Raw genomic sequence first — 24,107 nt, 5'->3', positions numbered from 1 at the left:
TGAGAGGTGACATGTACGATGCATTCAATGTGGTTTAATCTAAATGTAAAAGATTTAGATCGTAGCGAACAGTTCTTTAAGTCTCTAGGATTTGAAATTAATAAAAATCCAGAAATGTTAGATAAAATGTTAGGTATTACAATTGGACAAACGATTGTGATATTGATAGAAAATAATCACTTCGAGTCTGTATCACATCAAGATGTCGATTCAAGCCCTAATGAAGTGATGGTTTCGTTAGGTGTTAAAGAAAATAAAGACGTTGATGAATTATTAGCGAAAGTAGAACCTGCTGGTGGAACAATTATTGAAAAACCAGGTGTAAGACAAGGGTATTATGGAGCAATGTTTAAAGATCCTGATGGGCATAAGTTTAATTTTCTTGTTTGTTAAATAAGCGTGAAAAATATATAAATAGGCACCGTGTATTCTCATTCAGTACATGGTGCCTTTTACTATATCTTTTGGTTTGATTTTAAAAAATGAAAACTTCTCACAATTTGTGAGGAATTGACGTGATTATGAAGAAAAATATCAACTTTCATCAGATACATATTGAAGTTGTTCGATTTACCATAAAACGGTGAATATTAATGAAATTGTTCAATTTGTTATAAATGTTTATAATAAAGGAATTATTAGAAGTATTGGAAAAGATAAAAAAGACAAATTATTCTAGTATTTGATTGTTTTTGATTGTTTGGGGTATTATATAACTTATAAGAATAAATGATTTGATTTTGAGAAAAATTGTTTATTAGATTAAAAAGGGGTATCTAATTTTACATATCGATTTCAGTCATAAATATACTCCATGAAATGGAGAAGGAAAGGTTATGGCAGATAAACTGCAAAGAGAATTAAGCAATAGGCATATCCAATTAATTGCAATTGGTGGTGCTATTGGTACAGGATTATTCCTAGGCGCAGGTGCTTCTATTCATTTAGCAGGACCATCCATATTACTTACTTATATTATAGTAGGTTTTATATTATTTATGTTTATGAGAGCGATGGGAGAATTGCTCTTATCGAACTTAGGTTTCAAGTCATTTGGTGACATTGCCCATCATCACATAGGTTCAATGGCAGGATTTATGGTTGGTTGGACTTATTGGTTAACTTGGATTATTTCAGGTATGGCGGAAGTTACCGCTGTAGCCAAATACGTCGACTTCTGGTATCCAGACATGCCTAACTGGATTACTGCAGCAGCTACAATATTAGTATTAGTAGCATTGAATTTATTTAGTGCCAAATTATTTGGTGAACTTGAATTTTGGTTATCTATTATAAAAGTTATTACAATTTTAGCTTTAATTATTGTTGGTATTGTAATGGTAATCTTTGCTATGAAGACGGATTACGGTCCAGCGACGGTAACTAATATTTGGAAAGAAGGCGGCTTCTTCCCAAATGGTGCCTCAGGATTCTTTATGTCATTCCAAATGGCAATATTCTCATTTATTGGTATTGAATTGATAGGTATTACAGCAGGGGAAACTAAAAATCCTCATGAAACAATACCTCAAGCAATTAATAACGTACCATTCCGAATTTTAATCTTTTACATAGGTTCATTAGCAGTCATTATGTCAGTAGTTCCTTGGGACAAATTAGATCCTGCAGAAAGTCCTTATGTTAAATTATTCGGATTAATAGGAATTCCTTTTGCTGCTGGTATTATTAACTTTGTTGTACTAACAGCAGCGGCTTCATCATGTAACAGTGGTATATTTGCGAATAGCCGTACAATGTTTGGCTTAGCTGGAAGAAATCAAGGTCCACCGTTTTTACATAAAACAAACAAAAATGGCGTTCCTTACAATGCAATTTTAGTTACTTGTGGATTATTAGGCATTGCAGTAATATTAAATGCGATTTTTAAAGATGCTACTAAAGTATTCGTTCAAATCACTACTTTCTCTACTGTGTTGAATATTTCAATTTGGGCAGTTATTATGGTAGCTTATATTGGATACTTAAAGCACAATCCTGAGCAACATAAAGAAAGTAATTATAGAATGCCTGGTGGTAAATACACGGCTTATGGTATTTTAGTATTCTTTGCTTTCATTTTTGTTATTTTACTTATTAATAGTAGTACGCGATTAGCAGTTCTATTTATTCCAGTTTGGGTTCTAGTATTATTCTTGATGTATCAAAAATACAAAAAAGAATCTCGTAAAGCTGAAATTCCAACAGAAGATGATGCAGAAACTACAGAAGAATAATAGTTAAAAACACTTCCTCTATTACAGAGGGAGTGTTTTTTATACAAAAAAATCCCTAAGAAAGAGTAAAAATAATATCTTTCTTAGGGAATCATTTATCTTAAATAATATTATCTTTAATTTTTCGATTGTCATTGATGATATATCTTAAGTTTTCTCTAAATTGTTTTGCTTCTGGAATATTCTGAATCGCATAGTCATGAAGCATATGACTTCCAATAAGTAAATTATGGCTAATTCCTTCAGAGTTTAATTTACGAGATAACTTAATTACGTCAGGATAAAGTAATTCATGTGTTCCTACTGAAAGAGTGATGTGACCGAGATTGTTAAAGTCTCCATTAATTGGAGATACTTTATAATTGTCTAACTCATCACTTTCAGCCCATATTTTAGCAAATGTTTTAAGTCCTTCTTTACCAATCATACTATCTACCTTTTCGTAATGAGGTATTTCTGGATTAGTAAATGTGGCATCAACCACTGGTGATATAGTGATAATATGACCTGGTTGAGGTAAATTAATTTCATTAAGATACTGCGCGTAGCTTAATGCGATGTTACCGCCTGCAGAATCTCCCATAATGATAAGTTGATCGGATGAAGACACAGAATCTAAAAGATTACGATAAATATGAGTCATTAAATCAAATGTTGCGCGTTTGCCACTTTGAGGCACTTTAGGGTATATAGGTGCAATAACTTCTGCGTTGTAATCAGTAGCAAGTTGATCCAGCATTTGATAATGCTCTTTGAATGGACCTGCGACCCAAGAACCACCATGCATATATAAAATCTTTAACTGATGTGGATCATTTTGATGATTAACATAGTACGTATGTGTACCATAATATTCTCGTATATCCACTCTATGATTAAATCTATATTTTGTAGCTTTGAAAGGTTTGCTATTTTCGATTTGAGCCATTTTAAGCATTTGATCAATCTTCTTCGGCTTAATAAAGTATTGTTTGCCACGTGAAACATGATTAAATTTTTCTTTTAAAAAGCTCTTATAACTACGCTTTTTAATTAATTTAGTATATAAGTAAGAGCCCACAATAGCTGCACCTGTTGTGGCACCAACAGAACATGCAATTTTTTTCCACATAACGTTACCTCCCTTGTGTCAATGATTGTAGTATATCTTCGTGTAAATATTAAATCATACGGTTTTCGCATAATTTGAAAATTTGTAAGATAATAGCAAAAATAATTATCTAAATTTTCTGAAAACGTGATATACTATTACTCATAGTCTTGAGACGCGTGTATGAATATCATTAAATATCCCTCTAAGTTATTGCATCTAAGAATCATTTACTTGAATCATACTTTGCGAATCAAGACTTTGTCTTTATACATAATTATTACTCAGCACATTGGGAGGTTTAAGTCATGTCAGCTATTAGAAATATCGACGGACCAAAGGATTTTATTTTTAGAGTTTTATCAGGGGTAGCAATTGGAATTGTCGCAGGACTCGTTCCAAATGCGATTTTGGGAGAGATTTTTAAATATTTAATGCAATATCAGCCTATTTTTAAAACTTTACTAGGAGTCGTGCAAGCCATCCAATTTACTGTACCGGCCCTTATCGGTGCACTTATTGCTATGAAATTTAATTTAACACCATTGGCAATTGCCGTAGTTGCTAGTGCTTCTTATGTTGGAAGTGGTGCAGCTCAATTTAAAAATGGTGTATGGATCGTCGCAGGTATAGGGGACCTTATTAATACGATGATTACAGCTGCAATTGCAGTATTATTAATATTATTAATTGAAGAACGTGTAGGAAGTATGGCCCTGATAGTCTTTCCGACAATTGTAGGCGGCCTATCAGCAACGATAGGTATTTTTACATTACCTTATGTGAGATTAATTACTACAGGTATTGGAAATATGTTGAATAGCTTTACTGAATTACAGCCTGTCCTTATGAGTATGTTGATATCTATGGTATTTAGCTTTATTATTATATCGCCATTATCAACCGTCGCAATTGCAATGGCAATTGGCCTATCAGGTATTGCAGCTGGTTCGGCATCAATAGGTATTGCTGCTACAGAAGCTGTCCTTCTTATTGGTACGAGCCAAGTGAATCGCTTAGGCATTCCTTTATCAATTTTCTTTGGTGGCGTAAAAATGATGATGCCTAATATGGTCAAGTATCCTGTGATTATGGTACCAATACTTATCACAGCAGCATTATCAGGTATCGCATCAGGTATCATTGGTATTGGTGGAACAAAGGAATCAGCGGGCTTCGGATTTATAGGTATGGTAGGACCTATTAATGCTTTTAAATTTATGCATGTTGATTCAGTATGGTTAAGTCTGTTACTGATTATAGTTGCGTTTTTTGTAGTGCCGTTTTTAATTGCTTGGATTTTAGATTTATTATTACGGAAAGTAATTCATCTATATCGTAATGATATATTTAAATTTATGGGATAGAGTAGAGTCTCTTCGATGTGTGATACATTGAGGAGATTTTTCTGTGCTAAAATAAAAGTGTAAAATCGGATGTTTATTGTAATAAAAATATAGAGGGTGAAATCATGTCGCATCACATCGACACATTACAATTAAAAGTGGCACAGTTGAGTAGAAAGACCCATGAGTTAGGTATACCTGTCATGATTATTTTTGAAGGGATACCCGCGTCTGGTAAGACACGTTTATCAAATGATTTATTACTTCAATTAGACGCGAAGTATACAAACTTTATCGCTACGAAATCTCCAGAAACATACGATTTAAGATATCAATTTTTACAAAAATATTGGAATACTCTGCCACAAAAAGGTGACATCAACATTTATTTTAGAAGCTGGTATTCACATTATCTTGATTACAAGGAAAATAAAATCAAACATCATCAATATGTTAATTATGATTCATTACTTAAACAAATTAGTAATTTCGAATCAATGTTGAAGAAAGATAATTATGAAATAATTAAGTTCTTTATAGAAATAAATGAAGAGAAACGTCAAGCTCATATTCAACAAACTAAAAGTAACTCGTTGATGAGATGGAAGGTTCAAGAATATGAGGATGTAATACCCCAAGATGTTTATTTAAATGAAATGAGACGTATCATACACAATTGTAATGATTGGCAAATTATTGATTATACGGTTAGAGAACAAGCAATAACAAACATGTATCTAAATATAATAGAAAGATTAGAATATGCGCTTGAAAAATACCAAAAACATGAAGAATATATAGATGGAGAATTTAATAGTCATTTCTCAACGTCGTTATTTAATATTGAAGAATCTAAAATTAAGAAAAAAGATTACCAACATCAAATAGTAGAATTACAAACCCGTATGAGAGAAATTCAATTTGCGTTGTACAAACGTAAAATCCCTTTAGTTTTAGTATTCGAAGGTATGGATGCTGCAGGTAAGGGTGGGAATATTAAACGTATCAGAGAAAAGTTAGATCCGACTGGTTATGAAGTTAATGGAATCAGTGCGCCTACAGATGTTGAAAAGAATCATCATTATTTATGGAGATTCGCTAAAAAAATGCCTAAATCAGGACACATCGAAATTTTTGATCGCAGTTGGTATGGAAGAATATTGGTGGAACGAGTCGAAGGATTTGCAGAGCATCATGAATGGAAACGCGCATATGATGAAATTAATCAGTTTGAGAGAATGTGGACGGATGAAGGTACCATAATTATCAAATTCTTTTTATGCTTAGATAAAGAAGAACAATTGCAACGTTTTAAAGATAGAGAACAAAATCCAAATAAGCAATGGAAAATTACAGACGAAGATTGGCGTAATAGAGAAAAATGGGATATGTATTTAGAAGCCAGTCAAGATATGATTAAGTATACGAATACGAAGTTAGCGCCATGGCATGTGATAAAAGCAGATCATAAAAAAACAAGTCGTCTCGAAGTTCTCAAAACGATTATTAAAAGATGCGAAGACGTTTTATAGATAAGAAAAAGTTGTATCAGAGGATGAATTTCAAGAATATTTCTTTGAAATTCATCTTTTTTACTTTTTTGTTGGGTCAAATTAGATTATAGAATTATTACGGTAGTGTAACAAAAATGAAATCTGTAATATTACAGACTATTTGAAAGTTGGGTCAAACCAACCTAAAAACTAATGTAAAACCACAAATACCAATGTAATTTTAAACAATTTTTAAGAAATTATATGTTACAAAGAGAAATGTTTTTGTTTCAAGATTACAAAATTAAACTTCTATTGTAATTTTTTGTAAGGAACGTGTAATATACAAACGAGATTTTTGTGGTATAGTGAATACCGTCAAAAGTTAACAAAAAACATTTTCAATGTAGCACAACGAAATCAAACACTTAGAATATAATTTAAAAATTTTAATTTTAAAACATATTTGGAGGATTTTATATTATGAAAAAGACAGTTATCGCTTCATCATTAGCAGTATCTTTAGGAATTGCAGGTTATGCATTAACAGGTAACGAAGCTCACGCTTCTGAAACTACTAACGTAGATCAAGCTCACTTAGCTGATTTAGCTCAACACAACCCAGAACAATTAAACTCTAAACCAGTTCAAGCTGGTGCTTACGATATCCACTTCGTAAACAATGGTTTCCAATACAACTTCACTTCTAATGGTACTAACTGGTCATGGAACTATGCTCAAGTTGGTTCAACTACTCAATCATCAGCTGATTACACTGAATCATATAGCCAAGAAAGTTCAAACCAATCAGTAAGTTCAAACCAACAATCAAGCAATACAAGTGTTAAAGCTGTTTCAGCTCCAACTACTTCAACTCATAATTACAGCACTTCAACAACTTCATACTCAGCACCATCAAGCTCAGCTTCAACTGGTGGTTCTACTAAAGCTCAATTCTTAGCTGCTGGTGGTACTGAAGAATTATGGAACGCTATTGTAATGCCTGAATCAGGTGGTAACGTTAACGCTTCTAACGGTCAATACCATGGTTTAGGTCAAACTAACCAATCTTGGGGTTACGGTTCAGTATCTAACCAAACTAAAGGTATGATTAGCTACGCTAAAGAACGTTATGGTTCAATCGGTAACGCAATTTCTTTCCGTCAAGCTAACGGTTGGTGGTAAGATATAGTTTATAACTGGAAAGACAATTCGAGTTATAATCTTTGAGGATGACAATATGTCATCCTCTTTTTTATGCAATTTTTTAGTAGTGTAGAATAACATGGCATTTGCGTTTCGCATCTGATATGAGAGGGAATATAATCGAATAACTATTTAAGGTTTTATTTGTAAATAGAAAGCTGTGAAAGTATGAAAGCTATTAAATCTATAACTCGCCTTATTATTTTGCACAGTCTATTTTGGTTTGTCGTTCAAATGTCTATTGCACATATAGGTACACGTATCCCTAAATCATTTTTTGAAAAGTATTCTTATTTATTTCGATCTTTTCAATGGGAAGAAAATGGTGAACTTTGGGATCATACTTTAAAGGTAAGTAAGTGGAAAAGATTGATACCTGAAGGTGCTCAAATTAATAAGGATATCTATGATAAAAGCAAGTTATCAGTAAATATTGAAGAGACACGTCGCTTACTATTGGAAATGAGACGTGCAGAATTGATACATTGGATTTCCATTTTACCTGTGTGGCTATTTGTTAAAGCTCCACGGTATATCAAAATGATTAACATTGCGTACGTACTGTTTAGCCACCTTCCAGTGATTGTAGCACAACGATATAATCGTCCAAGAATCGAACGTTTAATACGTATAATTGAAAAGCGAGGTAAGTAATATGACTCAATCCATCTTAGTTATTGGTGGTGGTTTAGGAGGTATATCCGCTGCTATTCGAATGGCTCAAAGTGGTTATAAAGTAACATTATTTGAGCAAAATAATCATATTGGTGGAAAGGTGAATCGTCTAGAGGAACAGGGTTTTGGCTTTGACTTAGGTCCATCTATTTTAACCATGCCATACATATTTGAGCGTCTTTTTAACTATAGCGGAAAAAATATGGCTGATTATATCGAAATTGAAAGATTGCCGTTACAATGGCGGAGTTTCTTTCCTGATGGTGAAATCATTGATCTATATGAAAATACTGAAGCAACTTTACTTAATAATTTGCAGTTAGGTCAAGAAGATAAGAAGGAACTCGACAATTATTTAAAATATACTAAGCGTATACATCGTTTTACTGAAAAGGGATATTTCAATTTTGGCTTAGATACGTTACGTGAAATTATAAAATATCATGGACCTTTTAAAGCATTGCGAGGTTTTGATTACTTTTCAACAATGCAACAAGCAATTAACCGTTATATTTCGAATCCTAAATTAAGAGATATGCTAGGTTACTTTATTAAGTATGTAGGTTCTTCTTCCTATGATGCACCTGCAGTTCTCTCAATGTTATTTCATATGCAACAAGAACAAGGATTATGGTATGTCAAAGGTGGAATTCATAAATTGGCACTAGCGCTAAAACAATTGGCTATTGAAGAAGGCGTGGACATACAAATGGGGGTTGCTGTTGAAAATATTAAAACGTATCATCAACGCGTTACGGGCGTACGTTTAAGTAGTGGGAAGTATGTTGAAGCGGATTATATAATTTCCAATATGGAGGTCATCCCTACCTATAGAGAGTTATTGCATTTTAATCAACAAAAAATTGACCAACTCGAAAGAACATATGAACCTGCAAGCTCAGGTTATGTATTACATTTAGGGATAGACAAATCCTATTCTCAACTTGCTCATCATAATTTCTTTTTCTCAAAGGACTCTAAGAAAAACTATGATGAAGTATTCTATCAAAAGGTATTACCTCAAGATCCGACAATCTATTTAGTGAATGTTAATAAAACGGATGAACAACAAGCGCCACAAGGATATGAAAATATTAAAGTCTTACCACATATACCCTATATTCAAGATAAACCATTTAAAAAAGAAGAATATGCAGCGTTTAAAGAACGTGTGCTAACGAAATTAGAACGAATGGGACTGACTGATTTGAGAGCGCATATTATATTTGAAGATATTTGGACGCCTGAGGATATCCGACATAATTATCGTTCAAATAGAGGAGCTATATATGGTGTAGTCGCAGATAAGAAGAAAAATAAAGGGTTTAAATTTCCTAAGCAAAGTGAGTACTTTGACAACCTCTTCTTTGTGGGAGGCTCTGTAAATCCAGGTGGAGGTATGCCAATGGTAACGTTAAGTGGCATGCAAGTTGCAGACAAAATTAATGCTATTGAAGCGGGAAGGAGTTAGAAAGAATTGAAACTTATACAACTCCTTTTATCATTAGCATCTGTTATTTCATTAATTTGTGGAAAACTTATATATAATAGAAGACATGCATTATCTCGCTCGAAACATAGTACTATTCATAGCAATGAATTAACAGTTATTATACCAGCTAGAGATGAAGCTCAAAGGTTACCAAACTTGTTAAGATCTTTGACTAAGCAACGTGGCATCTATGAAATTATAGTTATGGACGATGCGTCTCAAGATGGGACGAGTGAGGTTGCCAAAGCTTATGGAGCAACTGTTTATGAAACTAAAGAAGATAGCCAATGGTATGGTAAATCTCATGCGTGCTATCAAGGAGCCCAACATGTTCAAACGCCATTAATGATGTTTGTTGATGCAGATGTCATCTTTAATAGTCATGCTATTGAGGCGATATTAAATTCATTTGCTCAGCAAGGGAATCAAGGACTATTAAGTATTCAACCTTACCATGAGACTTTTAAATTTTATGAGAGTCTTTCGGCTATCTTTAATTTAATGACGATTGTCGGAATGAATCGATTTTCAAGTTTAGCGGGTAAATCTAATGATTATACGGCTTTTGGGCCTGTCACAATAATGAATAAAGAGGACTACTTTAAAACAGGTGGTCATAAAAATGCGCGCAAAACTATTATTGAAGGCTTTGCATTAGGAGAGGCATTTAGTCAATCTGACTTGCCAGTTACAGTATACGAAGGTAGTGAATATGTTAAGTTTCGCATGTATGAAGAAGGACTTCGCTCACTTATACAAGGATGGACAAAGCATTTTTCAGTAGGAGCCAATCAAACTGAACCTAAAGTAATGTTGGCGATTGTAATGTGGTTAATGGGCTCACTCACATCTACAATGGCTTTACTACTTGGATGGATTGCTAAACCGATATCGTTAATATTTTCCGGAATTGTTTATATTTTATATACATGGGAATTTGTAAGTTTACATAGAAGAGTGGGTGCTTTTTCGATAATATTGCTCATTCTTCATCCAATTTTGTTTGTGTTCTTTATTATTATCTTTATAAACTCATGGCGACACGCTCATTTTTCAAAAAAGGTAAAATGGAAGGGTCGTACATTTGAAATAAGTTGAATTTTAAACTAGGCCATTAAATTATAGGAGGAATTCCATGACATCGAATGAAAAAAACTTTAAATACTGCCATCAAATTATGAAAGAACATTCTAAAAGTTTTTCTTATGCTTTTGATTATTTACCTGAAAATGAACGCAAAGCAGTATGGGCGATTTATGCAGTATGTCGAATTATAGATGACAGTATTGACGTACATGAAAATCCTCAAATACTTAAAAATATACACGACGATATTATAACTATCGAGAAAAATCATGACGTTGAAAACTACGAATTTAAAAGCAATCAAATGATTATGGAAGCTTTGTATACAGTTTCTCAAAATTTCACAATTGAATATCAATCTTTTTATAATCTCATTCAAACTGTATATGAAGACCAGGAGTTTGAGATGTTTGAAACTGATGATGAATTATTAAACTATTGCTATGGCGTAGCAGGTACAGTGGGAGAAGTATTAACTCCTGTACTAGCAGAGCAACCAAATGAAGAAACGTATCGAATCGCGCGTAAACTAGGAGAAGCACTTCAAATAACCAATATTTTAAGAGACGTAGGAGAAGATTTTGAGAATGACAGAATTTACTTCAGTAAGTCGAGTTTGTCTCGATTTGATGTCTCTATTGAAAATAATTTTAACAATGGAGTGTCACAGCAATATATTGATTTATGGGAGCATCATGCGAAACTAGCTCAAGAAGACTATGATATTGCACTATCAAATCTTGGTGTTTTCAATAAAGAAGCGCAACCAATTATTGAATTAGCTTCAATTATTTACCGCGGCATATTAGATGAAGTGAGAAAAGCTTCCTATACATTACATCGTCGTGTCTACGTTTCTAAATTAGATAAGGTAAAAATGTATAAAATAATAAAAAAGAAATATCATTTATAGGTGGAATGTAGTATGAATATTGCTGTAATAGGAGCAGGCGTCACTGGATTAGCAGCGGCAGCAAGACTTGCTTCGCAAGGTAATAATGTAACAATTTTTGAAAAAAATGGGTATCCAGGTGGTCGAATGAGTCAATTCACTAAAGATGGCTTTACCTTTGTTAAAGGTCCTTCTATCGTGATGATTCCCGAGGTATACAAGGCAGTATTTGAAGAAAGCGGTAAGAAATTTGAAGACTACGTAGATATGGAACAATTGCGCTATATTTATGATGTTTACTTTGGGAAAAATGACAAAGTAAGAGTACCTACTGATTTAGCCGAACTTCAAGAAACGCTTGAAAGTATTGAACCAGGTACGACACATGGGTTTATGTCATTTTTAACTGATGTTTACAAGCGATATGAAATTGCGCGCTATCATTTTTTAGAGAAAACATATAGAAAGGTTACGGATTTCTATAATGTAGATTCGCTTATTAAAGGTTTGAAATTAAAAACATTAAACAATGCTGATAATTTAATAGAAAATTATATTGATAATGAACGAATACAAAAATTATTAGCATTTCAAATGTTATATATAGGAATTGATCCAAAACGCGGCCCCTCTCTATACTCAATTATTCCTATGGTAGAAATGATGTTTGGTGTTCACTTTATTAAGGGGGGCATGTATGGATTAACACGAGGACTTGTTAAATTAAATAAAGATTTAGATGTGAATATTCAATTAAATTCTAATATAGAAGAAATCATCATCGACCCTAAATATAAGCGTGCTGATGGCATAAGGGTTAATGATCTTGTGCAACGATTCGATAAAGTATTATGTACAGCAGATTTTCCTTATGCAGCGGAAAAATTGATGCCTTCACATTCACCCGTAAAAAAATATAAACCTAGTAAAATTGAAAAATTAGATTATTCTTGTTCTGCATTTTTAATGTATATTGGTATTGATAAAGATGTGACTAGCGAGATGTTGCTACATAATGTCATTTTTTCCCAACAATTCCGACAAAACATAGATGAAATATTTAACGGTTCATTATCTGAAGATCCATCTATTTACGTTTATGTGCCTGCAGTTGGAGATCGGAGTATGGCACCTGAAGGTCAAACCGGTATCTATGTTTTAATGCCTACGCCAGAATTAAAAACAGGTCATATTAATTGGAAAGATGAAAATGTGATTAAGAAAGTTAAAGATATTATCTATCGTCAATTAGAGACAATTGACGTATTAGAGGATGTAAAATCACATGTTATATCTGAAACTGTTTACACACCAATCGATTTTGAAAATGATTATAATGCGAAGTTTGGTACAGCATTTGGTTTAATGCCGACATTAGCCCAAAGTAACTACTACAGACCTCCAAATGTTTCGAGAGATTACAAAGATTTATATTTTGCTGGAGCGAGTACACATCCTGGTGCCGGAGTACCTATTGTATTAACTAGCGCTAAAATTACTGTAAATGAAATGTTGAAAGATATAGACAATAATATTTAGTGAAAATTAGGAGTCATTCAATTTGAAAAAGAGTCCATAAATGTTTGAAAATAAATCATTCGTTTATGGATTTTTTATATATTTAGTGGGAAGTTTTTTGCTGATTCATAATAATTACCGTTATTCTAAAATTAGGGAAAGGGAGATAATTAACTTCACTTATCTGAAAATTGTTAATATTGACATAATTAATGTTGTTGATAAAATTGATAATAATAAGAGGATTGAGATTTAATAAAGGGGGCTTATAATGGTAATTTCAAATAGACTTGCTACAATCCCTGATAGTTATTTCGGAAAGACAATGGGGCGTAAAGTTGAACATGGACCTCTTCCGCTTATTAATATGGCGGTAGGAATTCCCGATGGAGAAACACCTAAAGGTATTATTGACCATTTTTCTGAAGCGTTACGTATTCCTGAGAATCAAAAGTATGGTGCTTTTCACGGGAAAGAGTCTTTTAAAGAAGCCATTGTAAATTTTTATGAACGACAATATGGTGTCACACTTCATAAAGACGAAGAAGTTTGCATTTTATATGGTACTAAAAATGGTTTAGTTGCATTACCAACGTGTGTAGTCAATCCTGGCGAAACGGTGCTTTTACCAGATCCAGGATATACTGATTATTTAGCTGGCGTCATGTTAGCAGATGCTAACCCTGTACCCCTAGAACTAGAGCCACCAGATTATCTACCTGATTGGAATAAAATTGATCCACAAGTTTTAAAAGACACTAAATTAATTTATTTAACGTACCCTAATAATCCTACTGGTTCTACAGCTACACAATCCGTATTTGATGAAGCAGTACAACGATTCAAAGATACAGATACTAAAATTGTACATGACTTTGCATATAGTGCCTTTGGGTTTGATGATAAAAACCCAAGTATTCTTGCATCGGAACATGGTAAAGATGTCGCTATCGAAATCTTTTCCTTATCCAAAGGATATAATATGTCAGGATTTAGAGTCGGATTTGCTGTAGGAAATAAAGACATGATTCAAGCTTTGAAAAAGTATCAAACACATACTAATGCTGGCATGTTTGGAGCATTACAAGATGCCGCCACGTATGCTTTAAATAATTATGATGATTTTTTGATACAACAAAATGAAACATTTAGACGAAGACGTGACACATTTGAAGCAAAACTTGAAGAAGCAAAATTACCATTTGTTCATTCTAAAGGTGGTATCTATTCTTGGTTGCGTACGCCACCAGGGTATAATAGTGAACAATTTGAAACGTTTTTATTGCAAGAGAAATCTATTTTAGTAGCACCAGGTATACCTTTTGGGAAAAACGGCAAGCATTATGTGCGTATTTCTCTTGCATTAGACGATAAGCAACTAGAAGAAGCTACAGAGAGATTAACAGACCTTGCCAACATGTATAATGGCTAAATGTTAATCAGAGGGGATGATTGAGAATGACTAAAATTAAAATTATGAGTGTTAGAGATGAGGATTTACCTTATATTGAAGAATGGTCTAAGCGTAATAATATAGAAGTTGATTTATCAAGAGAGCAACTAACAGAAGATAATGTCGAGACAGTTTCAGGTAGTGACGGTCTCTCATTATCTCAAACTTTACCTATCTCTGAAGAAATTTATAAGAAGTTAGAATCATTTGGGATAAAACAAATCGCTCAAAGAAGTGCTGGATTTGATGATTATGATTTAGACTTAGCGACTAAATATAATCTAATTATTTCCAATGTGCCGTCATATTCACCACGTAGTATTGCTGAATTTGCCGTTACTCAAGCTGTTAATGTCGTACGTCATTCAAATCGTATTCAAAATAAGATGCAAGAGTACGATTTTAGATGGGAACCATCGATTTTATCGCAGTCTGTGAGTGATTTGAAAGTCGCTGTAATTGGTACTGGACGTATAGGTAGTATTGTAGCTCAAATATTTGCCGAAGGATATCGTAGTGAAGTAGTAGCGTATGATCCATTTCCGAATGAAAATGTGGCTAAGTATGTAACTTACAAAGATACTTTGCAAGAAGCGATTGAAGAAGCGGATATTGTGACTGTGCATATTCCAGCTACAAAATATAATCATCATTTGTTTAATGATGCTTTATTTAGTTACTTCAAAAAGGGCTCGGTATTCGTAAATTGTGCAAGAGGTTCTTTAGTTGATACTCAAGCACTGATATCGGCGTTAGACCAAGGGCGATTAAAGGGAGTTGCCTTAGATACTTATGAACATGAAGTAGGTGTATTTACAACAGACCGACGTGGAGAAGATTTGAACGATGAATTATTAAACTCATTAATACAAAGGGAAGATATTATTATAACACCGCATATTGCTTTCTATACTGAAGCAGCAGTGGAGAATCTTATTGTTGATGCCTTAGATGCTGCTATGGATGTCATAAATACCGGAGATACTCGTCTGAGAGTGAATTAGTTAAAATGAGCTTTTATAAGAATAACACTAACTATGATTCAACAACATATAAAGGATGGAACAACAATGCAAATCACTATACTTGGTTTTAACATATTTGCCAAAGGGGGAACTTCTAGAAGTAATATCAATTTAATTAAAGCTTTTTTGAAAAATGAACATACAGTTAACTATTTTAATTATAAAAAATTCGATCAAGCACAGAAAGATTTACTAATCCAAGAGGAAGACTTAGCGAACAATTCAGTTGATATTTTTTATTTAAACAACTTAAAGCAATTAGCAAAAACTCAATTATTAATTATTACTAGAGAAGCATTTTTTAAATATTCGAGATTAATTAAAAAATATAACCCCAAAATAAAAATTGTTGGAGAAATACATGGACCACTAAAGTATATTACTGAAGATATAGATCTTTCGTTAGATACAATTGACTGTGTGAGAGTAAGTACTAAAAGTATAAAATCGGATTTTATTAAAAGGTTTAATTATAAAAATGTTTTTAACCAATACGTGAATACTGAACACATTCCCATTGATAAAATTACCAAAAATACACATAAACATTTTTTAATTAAATCACGATTTGAGGATGAAGTTAAAGATATTTCGTACGCGATAAAATTATTTAATTACATAATAAAAAATAAAAATACGATAAATATCAGACTCAATATTATTGGTTATGGCCCATCAGAAACATTATATAAAAACTTGGTTAACTACTATAATCTGAATAAATACGTCTACATTAATGGGTACCAACCTCAGAATTATATTTATATTTCTACATCCCCTTATGAAACGCTTGGTTATTCTATTATTGAATCGATTTTTAAAGGTAACAGAGCATTGATATATGGTGGAGATGATGGACTTCTAAAAGAAATTTATCAATCATATCATTGTACTGAATTTTTAACTAAAGACATTGAAAAAGATAGTGAGATTTTATTAGCATTTGCACAAAAAAATTATAATGATAAAGAAAGAATAGAAGACTGTGAAATGCTACAAGAAAAATTTAATTACAAAAATTATGCCGAAACTTACTTAAAAAATATAGATATTGCTATTAATTCTAAGGAAGTTAGGTTTAATAGTAATTACAAACTCGCAGTAGCAAGAAAAAGTAAGTTGAAAAAGGATAAAAATGAAGTTACTTTAAAAGAAAGAGCTAGACAATGTTATCAATGTATAAGAAAAGTATTTCATGTTATACATAGACCATTTTATCTTAGAAAATTAAATAAAATTAAACCTAGTAAAAAATATGTATTTATAGAATGTTTTCATGGTAAATCATTTAGTGGTGATCCGAAATATATTGCACATGCAATTCGTCGTCTGTATCCTGAAAAAGAGATTTTCGTAAGTTCTGTCAATGCATTAGTCGACATGGAAATAAGAGAGAATGGGTTTATCCCAACAAGACTCTCAAGTGACGATTATGTTAATAAATTTCGTAGAAGTAAATATATATTTATAAATGGTAATGCTATTGATAAAGTGTATAAACATCGAAATCAGGTTTTTGTAGAAACTTGGCACGGTCTACCTATGAAGAAAATGGTTAATGATCTTAATAACAAGAAAGAACGTATGATTCAGTTGAAAAATTTTCTTCCTAGAATGAAAAAGTGGGACTATTTATTAGTTTCTTCAGATTTAAATAAGAAATTATTTGAGTCTGCTTTCCAAACCTCTAAAAATCCTAAGTTAAACATCCTTAATTATGGTGCGCCTAGAAATACGTATTTATTAAAAAATAATACACTTGAAGAACAAAATAGAATTAAACTTAAATACCTATTTAAGTTATCTGATAAAAAGAAATATATCTTATACTGTCCAACATGGAGAAGAAACGAAAGGGAAACAATTACTAATATAGATATCGAGAAATTAATAGATTATTTGCCTACAGAGTATGATATTATTATTAAACTTCACCCAAATGAAGGGGCTCTACGTAAATGCTACAGTCATATCAATGAACGCGTGCATTGTTTCTTTAATGAATTAGTTGATATCCAAGAGTTATATTTAATCAGTGAATGTATTATAACCGATTATTCGTCAACCATTTTTGATTATGCGCATTTAAATAAACCAATTATATTATTGCAAGAAGATGAAGAGCTATACCAAAAAGAAACTGGCTACTACTTTAATATATTCGATTATGGTAGTTTTACTATAGGCAGTAAGAACGAAGAGCTGTTAGCTCAACAAATCGTGGAACATGAAACTGTTGACTATTCCAGATTGATTAACTTATTAATGACTAACGATTCAACGGATAGTTGCGAAAAGATATTAAAAGAGATTTTTGAAATATAATAAAAAATATAAATGCCTCAGTAAGATTTTACCTATCTTTCTGAGGCATTTATATTTAATAACTATTTTGCATCATAGCCTTGATCTTCAATAGCATCTTTCATTTGTGTGATGTTCACTTTTGAATCATCAAATTCTACACGAACGTTATTTTCTTCTAAATTAACTTCGGCAGATTGTACACCGTTTAAGTTTGCTAATGCTGATTCAACTGAATCTTTGCAATGTTGACAGCTCATACCTTCTACTTGAATTATTTCTTGAGTCATAAGACTTCACTCCTTTATCGATATCTTCATCTATATTATAATCTTAAAACGCTATTCCGATTAATGAAAGTAATGGTAATCGGGAATTTATAATTTTATCTTTTTAAGACGCAGTGCGTTTGTCACTACGCTAACTGAACTCAATGCCATGGCTGCTCCGGCTATCCAAGGCGCAAGTAAACCTAAAGCGGCTATAGGAATACCTGCGACATTGTATCCAAATGCCCAAAATAAGTTTTGACGTATATTGCGAATTGTTGCTTTACTAGCTTTTATAGCTTTAGGGAGTAGTAGTAAATCACCACCAAGAATTGTAATATCTGCAGCCTCAATAGCTACTTCAGTACCTGTACCTATTGCAATTCCAATGTCAGCTTTAACTAAAGCAGGTGCATCATTGACACCGTCGCCAACCATAGCAACATTTCGTCCTTCTTTTTGTAATAGAGCTATTTGTTCAGCTTTTTCTTCAGGTAACACATCAGAGATAACACGGTCTATACCTACTTCTTTAGCAATTGCTTGTGCCGTTTGTTTGTTGTCTCCAGTGAGCATGACTACTTCAATATTCATATTTTGTAAATGATTAATGGCTTGTTTTGCAGTATCTTTAACAGTATCAGCAACAGCAATAATACCTTTCAGTTCATGTTCAATTGCAATTACCATTGCAGTTTGACCATGTTGTTCATATTGAATTAATTTGTTATTGAGTTCTTGAGTTATATTGATGTCATAGTTATGCATTAACTTTCTGTTTCCAACTAAAATACGATGACCATTTATTGTCGCTTCAATACCCAGGCCAGGTACAGCTTTGAAAGTTTCGTTGCCTAAAAGTGTTAAGTTTTGATCTTTAGCATAATTGACGATGGCTTCAGCTAAAGGATGTTCAGATGCATTTTCAGCACTAGCTAACAGCTGAAGTGTATCTTGATCGCCAACATAATCTGTAACTTTTGGTTTACCATTAGTGATGGTACCTGTTTTATCTAATACAATAGTGTCTATATGGTGAGCTCGTTCTACAAATTCGCCGCCTTTGAATAAAATACCATTTTCAGCCGCGCGACCAGTACCTACCATAATAGATGTAGGCGTTGCTAAACCAAGTGCACAAGGACATGCAATGACTAGTACTGATATCGCAGCAAGCAACGCAGGTTCAAATTGACCAAAATGAATGAAAATAATCCAAATAATAAATGTAATCAATGAAATACCAACAACCACAGGTACGAAATAACCTGAAATGATGTCCGCTAATCTTTGAATTGGTGCTTTAGAACTTTGTGCTTCCTCAACGACTTTAATAATATTTGCTAATGCAGTGTCACTGCCCACTTTAGTAGCTTTTATGATCAAAGAACCATTTTTATTTAGTGTAGAGCCAATTACTGCATCTCCGATTGTCTTTTCAACTGGAATAGATTCACCAGTTAACATGGTTTCATCGATGGAGGTGCTTCCTTTGATAATCTCACCGTCTACAGGAACCTTTTCACCAGGTTTAATTACTAAAGTATCTCCCACTATAACTTCATTAAGAGGAACCATCATCTCTTGATTATCTTTTAATACTCGAGCTTCTTTAGCTTGTAAACTTAATAATTCGCCCAATGCATTGGTAGTCTGAGATTTAGCACGTGCCTCTAAATACTTCCCAAATAGAATGAGCGTAATCAAAATAGCACTTGTTTCAAAATATAAGTGAGGTTCATTCACTTTATTTAGTAACCATCGGATCATTTCATAGATACTGTAAAAGTATGCCGCGCTTGTGCCGAGAGACACCAAAACATCCATGTTGGCAGAACCATTGCGTAGGTTCTTATAGGCACCTACATAAAATTGCCAACCTATAATAAATTGTACAGGTGTAGCTAGAATGAGTTGTATCCATGGATTCATTATAGTTTCTAGTAAATGAACAGGAAATACATGAATGAGCATTACAAGTAAAAGTGGTGCAGATAAGATTGCTGAAATCATTAATTTAGTTCGTTTTAATTTTAATTCTTGTTCTTTTCGAGATGACTTTTCTAAATTATTATTTGTGATTGGTTTAGCATCGTAACCTAATTTATGAATTCTTTGAATAAGTTGATCCGTATTCGTTGTACTAGGGTAAAATTCAATTAATGCTTGTTCAGTTGTCAAATTGACTGTTGCATTTTGAACGCCGTCCATTTTGTTAAGAACTTTCTCTATACGATTCGAGCAGGCTGCACATGTCATCCCAGTAATATCTAATTCTTGTTTTTCAGTTGCAACATCATAACCTAATTTCTTGATTTGTTCTACAAATGCTTCTGGTTGATATTCATCGGCATTATATTCAATTGTTGCCTTTTCAGTTGTTAGATTCACTTGAGCTGTAACATCGTCTAATCGATTTAATTTCTTCTCTATTCGGTTAGAGCACGCAGCACATGTCATTCCGGTAATATCCAATGTGGTAGTTTTATTAGACAAAGGTATACCTTCTTTCTGCGTTTTTCTTAATTTCAATATACCCCCTATAGGTATTAAAGTCAATTTAATAGTTTCTAACTTTTAGTAATAAAAAAACGCGCACATCATCAAATGTCGATGAGGTACGCGTCTATAATCTATATTTAAGAAATTGTTTTACAATCATGAATGATAGAGGGATAAAAAATAGTTGAATATTTGTTATATCGTTAGTAAATGTTTATTAGATTGTTATTTCAATTTCGATTTATAAATAATCAATTCATTTCTTAGAAAAAGTCTGATGGGTTCAAGTTTTCTAGATCTAAATTTTTAAAATTATTGAAATCTAAATTTGAGATGTCTTGAACTAGCTCACCACTTTTAGCTTGTTCATAATAATAGCTGGCTTCGTTAAGGATATCGTGGTCTTGAAAAGTTTTAACTATTCCTAAGATGATAAGTACTGAGATAACTCCTTTTAGTAATGTTTTCATAATGGTGGCTCCTTTGTTTCTTTCTTAATATATAGTATATGTGATTTTTTTCTAAGGGTCATGAGCCTATAGTATTGAGATACTATCGTACTTTAGAACTATTTTAATAAATAAAATCTCTATGTGGTAGTGTAAGTGTTTGCTTGTTGTGCGATATGGGAATGTGTTTTGTAAGTATAGAGGAGGTTGATTTTTAGTGAGTTTATTAGATTTTCATAAAGAAATAAAAGGCTACACTCAAGATAGACAGCCTGGTATAGAAGCGGACATGAATCCTAAGCCAGTAGCTGAATTAGATGAATATAAAGCTGCAGGTAAATTAAAAGGCAAAGTTGCTTTAATTACTGGTGGTGACTCTGGTATCGGTCGTTCCGTAGCAATACTATATGCTAAAGAGGGAGCAAATGTTGCTATAGGATATTATGATGAACATCAAGATGCTGAAGACACTGTTAAACGTTTAAAGGAATTAGGCGTAGATGCAAAAGCATATGCACATGATTTAAAAGACGAGCAACAATCTAAAAAACTCATTGATGATGTTGTTAAAGATTTTGGTAGTTTAAATATTTTAGTAAATAATGGCGGTGTTCAATTCCCACGAGATAACTTTGAGAATATTACGCCTGATCAAGTCAAAGAGACGTTTATGACAAACATATTTGGAATGATGTTCTTATCTCAAGCAGCTGTTCCACATCTTTCAAAAGGTGATGCAATTATTAACACTACTAGTGTGACGGCTTATAGAGGTTCAGGTCATCTTATTGATTACTCTGCGACAAAAGGTGCAATAGTGTCATTTACTCGCTCTCTTGCGACAACATTAATGGAAAAAAGTATTCGAGTTAACGCTGTAGCACCAGGACCTATATATACTCCATTAATTCCATCTACATTTGATGAGGAAAAGGTTGAAAATCAAGGTGGAGATACGCCAATGGGTCGCCGAGGTCAACCAGCTGAGCTAGCTCCTTCATATGTGTTCTTAGCAACTCAAGCAGATAGTTCATATATTACAGGACAAGTCATTCATGTTAATGGTGGAGATTATATTACGACATAGAGATAAATATGTTTAGAGGCTGAGATATGAATGATTATCTCAGCTTTATTTAATATATTGTTATTTGAATTGAGGGGTAGTCATGACTGAAAAGGAAAAAATGTTAACACATCAGTGGTACGATGCTAATTTTGATGATGAATTGAAAGAGGATAGGTTACAAGCCAAAGAGTTATGCTTTGAATATAACCATACACGCCCAAGTAATGTTGAAAAACGCAACGAAATAATGGAGAAATTATTTGGCTATAAACTTGAGAATGTGGGAATTTCAATCCCGTTTGATACAGATTATGGATGGAATATTAAGTTCGGAAAAAATGTATTTATTAATACCAATTGTTATTTAATGGACGGCGGTGGCATCACGTTTGGAGATAATGTATTTATAGGTCCTAACTGTGGATTTTACACTGCTACACATCCACTTAATTTTGAGGAACGTAATAAAGGTCTAGAACTAGCAGAACCCATTGTAGTGGGAAGTAACACTTGGTTTGGGGGACATGTTTCTGTGCTGCCTGGTGTGACGATAGGTGAAGGAACCGTTATTGGTGCAGGAAGTGTAGTAACCAAAGATATACCATCTCATTGCTTAGCAGCAGGTAATCCTTGTAAAGTGATTAGAAAGATTGAGAAGTAATATTAAAAAAACAACGAATAGCCCATAAATGTACTATGATTTCATTTATGGGCTATATTGCTTATTCTATTATAAACTCTAATTTTTAAATGTACGTTCTCATGATTTTAGCTTAGTCTTTTAATTTTAAAAATAAGATAAAGCTCTTCATTCTTGATCTTAATCCATAAGATTATTTTTGTAACTTTTATAAACGGCAGTGTAGTTAACTTTTCCTATACCACCTACAATATATTTTCCAAATTTAAATAAATTAAAAACGTATCCAACTGTAATAGCTAGAGATAATGTAACTATAGTATTGAATATTACATTTTTAATTGGGTTATGGCTTAATAATCCTAAATCATGCACAAAAAAATAATGAACTAAGTAGATACAATAGGAGTAATTACTTATAAATACAATAAACTTAGGTACATACTTAATATAGGAAGAAAAGAGGAAAAATAATAGAATAATCATTGTTACATAAATAGGTGTATCTATTCTTTTAGATTCTACCCATGTGCTAATACCAAGTAAATAATTTGAAAACATGAAAAGAATTGATAGAAATGCTCCAATAATTATATGAATAGAGTAATTTTTTATTCTCTCCATAAATACTTCATAGTAAGTGCCTATATAGAAACCGAGTAAAAAATAGCTTAACCAACCTATGAAAATCATCCATCCCTCTCGATCCCAAATAGCTGCTATTATAGGATTATCAGGAGGCGATACAAAGGATCTCATAGCCCAATACATTGTGGTGATAAAAATTGATATAACAATCATCCCAATTGGATTCAAACCAATTAGATATTTAGAAAATAGCCAATGTAGTATATAAAATTGAAAAATAATAACTATAAAATATGTAACAGCCCCTCCATGAAACATTGTTTCTTTAACATGAAATAAATATTCATGTAAATTATTTGGACTAAAGTAAAAATAAGAAATACTTAAATTAATAATAATGTAGGGTATGCCCAAATAAATCAATTTATTTTTGAAGAAGCCCTTTTTTAATTTTGAGCCATAATTTTTTGCTAGTAAAAATTCTGATATAAAAACGAACATTGGCGTACTAAACATTAATAATAATTGGAATAGACGAAGTGATGTACTATGAGGGACGGAATGCATTTTTGAAAAAGTGGTAGTAATAGAGTGAATGATTACTATACTTAAACACGCGATGGCGCGCATCCAAAAAATTACTGATGTATAAGTTTTCATATGTTTATACCTTTCTGAATTTATTTATTTTTTAGAATATAGGGATCAACCATTAATTCTATACAATAATTTTCTTATTTTCAACAACTTTTTTAATAAACAAAATAATTGAAATG

At 32.6% G+C, this 24,107-nt stretch carries 20 protein-coding genes; 15 read left to right on the top strand and 5 right to left on the bottom strand.

Features of this window, described 5'->3' with window-relative positions:
- Window positions 1-18 precede the first annotated feature (18 nt).
- Together CM54_RS08240 and CM54_RS08235 are read left to right on the top strand one after the other, a co-directional pair.
- The gene (locus tag CM54_RS08240; protein WP_002432575.1) at window positions 19-393 is read left to right on the top strand and encodes a VOC family protein; all 375 of its coding nucleotides are present in this window, start codon (window positions 19-21) and stop codon (window positions 391-393) included.
- A gap of 443 nt (window positions 394-836) precedes the next feature.
- Window positions 837-2,234, top strand: a complete 1,398-nt coding sequence (locus CM54_RS08235; RefSeq protein WP_002432730.1) for an amino acid permease — start codon at window positions 837-839, stop codon at window positions 2,232-2,234.
- Between the two features lie 100 nt (window positions 2,235-2,334).
- On the opposite strand, the gene CM54_RS08230 is transcribed toward CM54_RS08235, so the two are convergent.
- On the bottom strand, window positions 2,335-3,345 hold the full coding sequence (locus CM54_RS08230) for an alpha/beta hydrolase (protein WP_023351091.1): 1,011 nt from the start codon (window positions 3,343-3,345) through the stop codon (window positions 2,335-2,337).
- 287 nt (window positions 3,346-3,632) lie between these two features.
- On the opposite strand from CM54_RS08230, the gene CM54_RS08225 reads away from it, so the two are divergent.
- From CM54_RS08225 to CM54_RS08170, 11 genes are all read left to right on the top strand, one after another.
- Window positions 3,633-4,691 carry a PTS transporter subunit IIC gene (locus CM54_RS08225; RefSeq protein ID WP_037550540.1) on the top strand — a complete coding sequence of 353 codons (1,059 nt, stop codon included), beginning with the start codon at window positions 3,633-3,635 and terminating at the stop codon, window positions 4,689-4,691.
- A 104-nt stretch (window positions 4,692-4,795) separates the two neighbouring features.
- A complete protein-coding gene (locus CM54_RS08220) occupies window positions 4,796-6,202 on the top strand; it encodes a phosphate--AMP phosphotransferase (RefSeq protein WP_037550536.1) in 1,407 nt (468 codons plus the stop codon).
- Between the two features lie 444 nt (window positions 6,203-6,646).
- Window positions 6,647-7,348 (top strand): hypothetical protein, encoded by a 702-nt coding sequence (locus tag CM54_RS08215; protein ID WP_023351094.1) that lies wholly within the window; start codon window positions 6,647-6,649, stop codon window positions 7,346-7,348.
- A 189-nt stretch (window positions 7,349-7,537) separates the two neighbouring features.
- Window positions 7,538-8,023 (top strand): hypothetical protein, encoded by a 486-nt coding sequence (locus CM54_RS08210; RefSeq protein WP_023351095.1) that lies wholly within the window; start codon window positions 7,538-7,540, stop codon window positions 8,021-8,023.
- Between the two features lies 1 nt (window position 8,024).
- On the top strand, window positions 8,025-9,515 hold the full coding sequence (locus CM54_RS08205; protein WP_037550532.1) for a phytoene desaturase family protein: 1,491 nt from the start codon (window positions 8,025-8,027) through the stop codon (window positions 9,513-9,515).
- A 6-nt stretch (window positions 9,516-9,521) separates the two neighbouring features.
- On the top strand, window positions 9,522-10,634 hold the full coding sequence (locus tag CM54_RS08200; RefSeq protein ID WP_037550528.1) for a glycosyltransferase: 1,113 nt from the start codon (window positions 9,522-9,524) through the stop codon (window positions 10,632-10,634).
- 37 nt (window positions 10,635-10,671) lie between these two features.
- On the top strand, window positions 10,672-11,535 hold the full coding sequence (locus tag CM54_RS08195) for a phytoene/squalene synthase family protein (RefSeq protein WP_023351098.1): 864 nt from the start codon (window positions 10,672-10,674) through the stop codon (window positions 11,533-11,535).
- 12 nt (window positions 11,536-11,547) lie between these two features.
- The gene (locus tag CM54_RS08190) at window positions 11,548-13,053 is read left to right on the top strand and encodes a phytoene desaturase family protein (RefSeq protein WP_037550525.1); all 1,506 of its coding nucleotides are present in this window, start codon (window positions 11,548-11,550) and stop codon (window positions 13,051-13,053) included.
- A 250-nt stretch (window positions 13,054-13,303) separates the two neighbouring features.
- Window positions 13,304-14,464 carry an aminotransferase class I/II-fold pyridoxal phosphate-dependent enzyme gene (locus tag CM54_RS08180; protein WP_037550519.1) on the top strand — a complete coding sequence of 387 codons (1,161 nt, stop codon included), beginning with the start codon at window positions 13,304-13,306 and terminating at the stop codon, window positions 14,462-14,464.
- Between the two features lie 26 nt (window positions 14,465-14,490).
- Window positions 14,491-15,489, top strand: coding sequence for a D-lactate dehydrogenase (locus tag CM54_RS08175; RefSeq protein WP_037550516.1), 999 nt, complete (start codon window positions 14,491-14,493; stop codon window positions 15,487-15,489).
- Between the two features lie 66 nt (window positions 15,490-15,555).
- The gene (locus CM54_RS08170) at window positions 15,556-17,835 is read left to right on the top strand and encodes a CDP-glycerol glycerophosphotransferase family protein (protein WP_037550513.1); all 2,280 of its coding nucleotides are present in this window, start codon (window positions 15,556-15,558) and stop codon (window positions 17,833-17,835) included.
- 62 nt (window positions 17,836-17,897) lie between these two features.
- On the opposite strand, the gene copZ is transcribed toward CM54_RS08170, so the two are convergent.
- The 3 genes from copZ to CM54_RS08155 all read right to left on the bottom strand — a co-directional run bounded on the left by copZ (window position 17,898) and on the right by CM54_RS08155 (window position 21,055).
- Entirely contained in the window at window positions 17,898-18,104 is a 207-nt protein-coding gene (copZ, locus tag CM54_RS08165; protein ID WP_002432699.1) for a copper chaperone CopZ, read from the bottom strand.
- A gap of 87 nt (window positions 18,105-18,191) precedes the next feature.
- On the bottom strand, window positions 18,192-20,543 hold the full coding sequence (locus tag CM54_RS08160) for a heavy metal translocating P-type ATPase (RefSeq protein ID WP_231469451.1): 2,352 nt from the start codon (window positions 20,541-20,543) through the stop codon (window positions 18,192-18,194).
- Window positions 20,544-20,848: 305 nt separating this feature from the next.
- Complete coding sequence (locus tag CM54_RS08155; RefSeq protein ID WP_002432535.1) at window positions 20,849-21,055, bottom strand: hypothetical protein; 207 nt, start codon at window positions 21,053-21,055, stop codon at window positions 20,849-20,851.
- Window positions 21,056-21,251: 196 nt separating this feature from the next.
- Here CM54_RS08155 and CM54_RS08150 point away from each other — a divergent pair, with 196 nt between their 5' ends.
- Both CM54_RS08150 and CM54_RS08145 read left to right on the top strand, forming a co-directional pair.
- Complete coding sequence (locus tag CM54_RS08150; RefSeq protein WP_037550510.1) at window positions 21,252-22,121, top strand: SDR family oxidoreductase; 870 nt, start codon at window positions 21,252-21,254, stop codon at window positions 22,119-22,121.
- 82 nt (window positions 22,122-22,203) lie between these two features.
- Window positions 22,204-22,764 (top strand): sugar O-acetyltransferase, encoded by a 561-nt coding sequence (locus CM54_RS08145; protein ID WP_037550507.1) that lies wholly within the window; start codon window positions 22,204-22,206, stop codon window positions 22,762-22,764.
- 159 nt (window positions 22,765-22,923) lie between these two features.
- Here the strand turns inward: CM54_RS08145 and CM54_RS08140 are convergent, their stop codons facing one another.
- A complete protein-coding gene (locus CM54_RS08140; protein WP_002432700.1) occupies window positions 22,924-23,991 on the bottom strand; it encodes an acyltransferase family protein in 1,068 nt (355 codons plus the stop codon).
- Between the last annotated feature and the right edge of the window lie 116 nt (window positions 23,992-24,107).

The sequence above is a fragment of the Staphylococcus sp. TE8 genome (assembly GCF_000692055.1).
In the GTDB taxonomy this organism is placed as follows: Bacteria; Bacillota; Bacilli; order Staphylococcales; family Staphylococcaceae; genus Staphylococcus; species Staphylococcus capitis.
The sequence above is the reverse complement of the archived record's forward strand: the minus strand, read 5'-3'. Positions and strand labels throughout refer to the sequence as shown.

What these genes read in the sequence shown, in the direction of transcription:
- CM54_RS08240 (WP_002432575.1), top strand. Translation starts at nt 19, where the DNA reads ATGCATTCAATGTGGTTTAATCTAAATGTAAAAGATTTAGATCGTAGC.
- CM54_RS08210 (WP_023351095.1), top strand. Translation starts at nt 7,538, where the DNA reads ATGAAAGCTATTAAATCTATAACTCGCCTTATTATTTTGCACAGTCTA.
- CM54_RS08225 (WP_037550540.1), top strand. Translation starts at nt 3,633, where the DNA reads ATGTCAGCTATTAGAAATATCGACGGACCAAAGGATTTTATTTTTAGA.
- CM54_RS08145 (WP_037550507.1), top strand. Translation starts at nt 22,204, where the DNA reads ATGACTGAAAAGGAAAAAATGTTAACACATCAGTGGTACGATGCTAAT.
- CM54_RS08140 (WP_002432700.1), bottom strand. Translation starts at nt 23,991, where the DNA reads ATGAAAACTTATACATCAGTAATTTTTTGGATGCGCGCCATCGCGTGT.
- CM54_RS08175 (WP_037550516.1), top strand. Translation starts at nt 14,491, where the DNA reads ATGACTAAAATTAAAATTATGAGTGTTAGAGATGAGGATTTACCTTAT.
- CM54_RS08205 (WP_037550532.1), top strand. Translation starts at nt 8,025, where the DNA reads ATGACTCAATCCATCTTAGTTATTGGTGGTGGTTTAGGAGGTATATCC.
- CM54_RS08160 (WP_231469451.1), bottom strand. Translation starts at nt 20,543, where the DNA reads ATGACATGTGCTGCGTGCTCTAACCGAATAGAGAAGAAATTAAATCGA.
- CM54_RS08190 (WP_037550525.1), top strand. Translation starts at nt 11,548, where the DNA reads ATGAATATTGCTGTAATAGGAGCAGGCGTCACTGGATTAGCAGCGGCA.
- copZ (WP_002432699.1), bottom strand. Translation starts at nt 18,104, where the DNA reads ATGACTCAAGAAATAATTCAAGTAGAAGGTATGAGCTGTCAACATTGC.
- CM54_RS08180 (WP_037550519.1), top strand. Translation starts at nt 13,304, where the DNA reads ATGGTAATTTCAAATAGACTTGCTACAATCCCTGATAGTTATTTCGGA.
- CM54_RS08220 (WP_037550536.1), top strand. Translation starts at nt 4,796, where the DNA reads ATGTCGCATCACATCGACACATTACAATTAAAAGTGGCACAGTTGAGT.
- CM54_RS08235 (WP_002432730.1), top strand. Translation starts at nt 837, where the DNA reads ATGGCAGATAAACTGCAAAGAGAATTAAGCAATAGGCATATCCAATTA.
- CM54_RS08170 (WP_037550513.1), top strand. Translation starts at nt 15,556, where the DNA reads ATGCAAATCACTATACTTGGTTTTAACATATTTGCCAAAGGGGGAACT.
- CM54_RS08230 (WP_023351091.1), bottom strand. Translation starts at nt 3,345, where the DNA reads ATGTGGAAAAAAATTGCATGTTCTGTTGGTGCCACAACAGGTGCAGCT.
- CM54_RS08155 (WP_002432535.1), bottom strand. Translation starts at nt 21,055, where the DNA reads ATGAAAACATTACTAAAAGGAGTTATCTCAGTACTTATCATCTTAGGA.
- CM54_RS08215 (WP_023351094.1), top strand. Translation starts at nt 6,647, where the DNA reads ATGAAAAAGACAGTTATCGCTTCATCATTAGCAGTATCTTTAGGAATT.
- CM54_RS08195 (WP_023351098.1), top strand. Translation starts at nt 10,672, where the DNA reads ATGACATCGAATGAAAAAAACTTTAAATACTGCCATCAAATTATGAAA.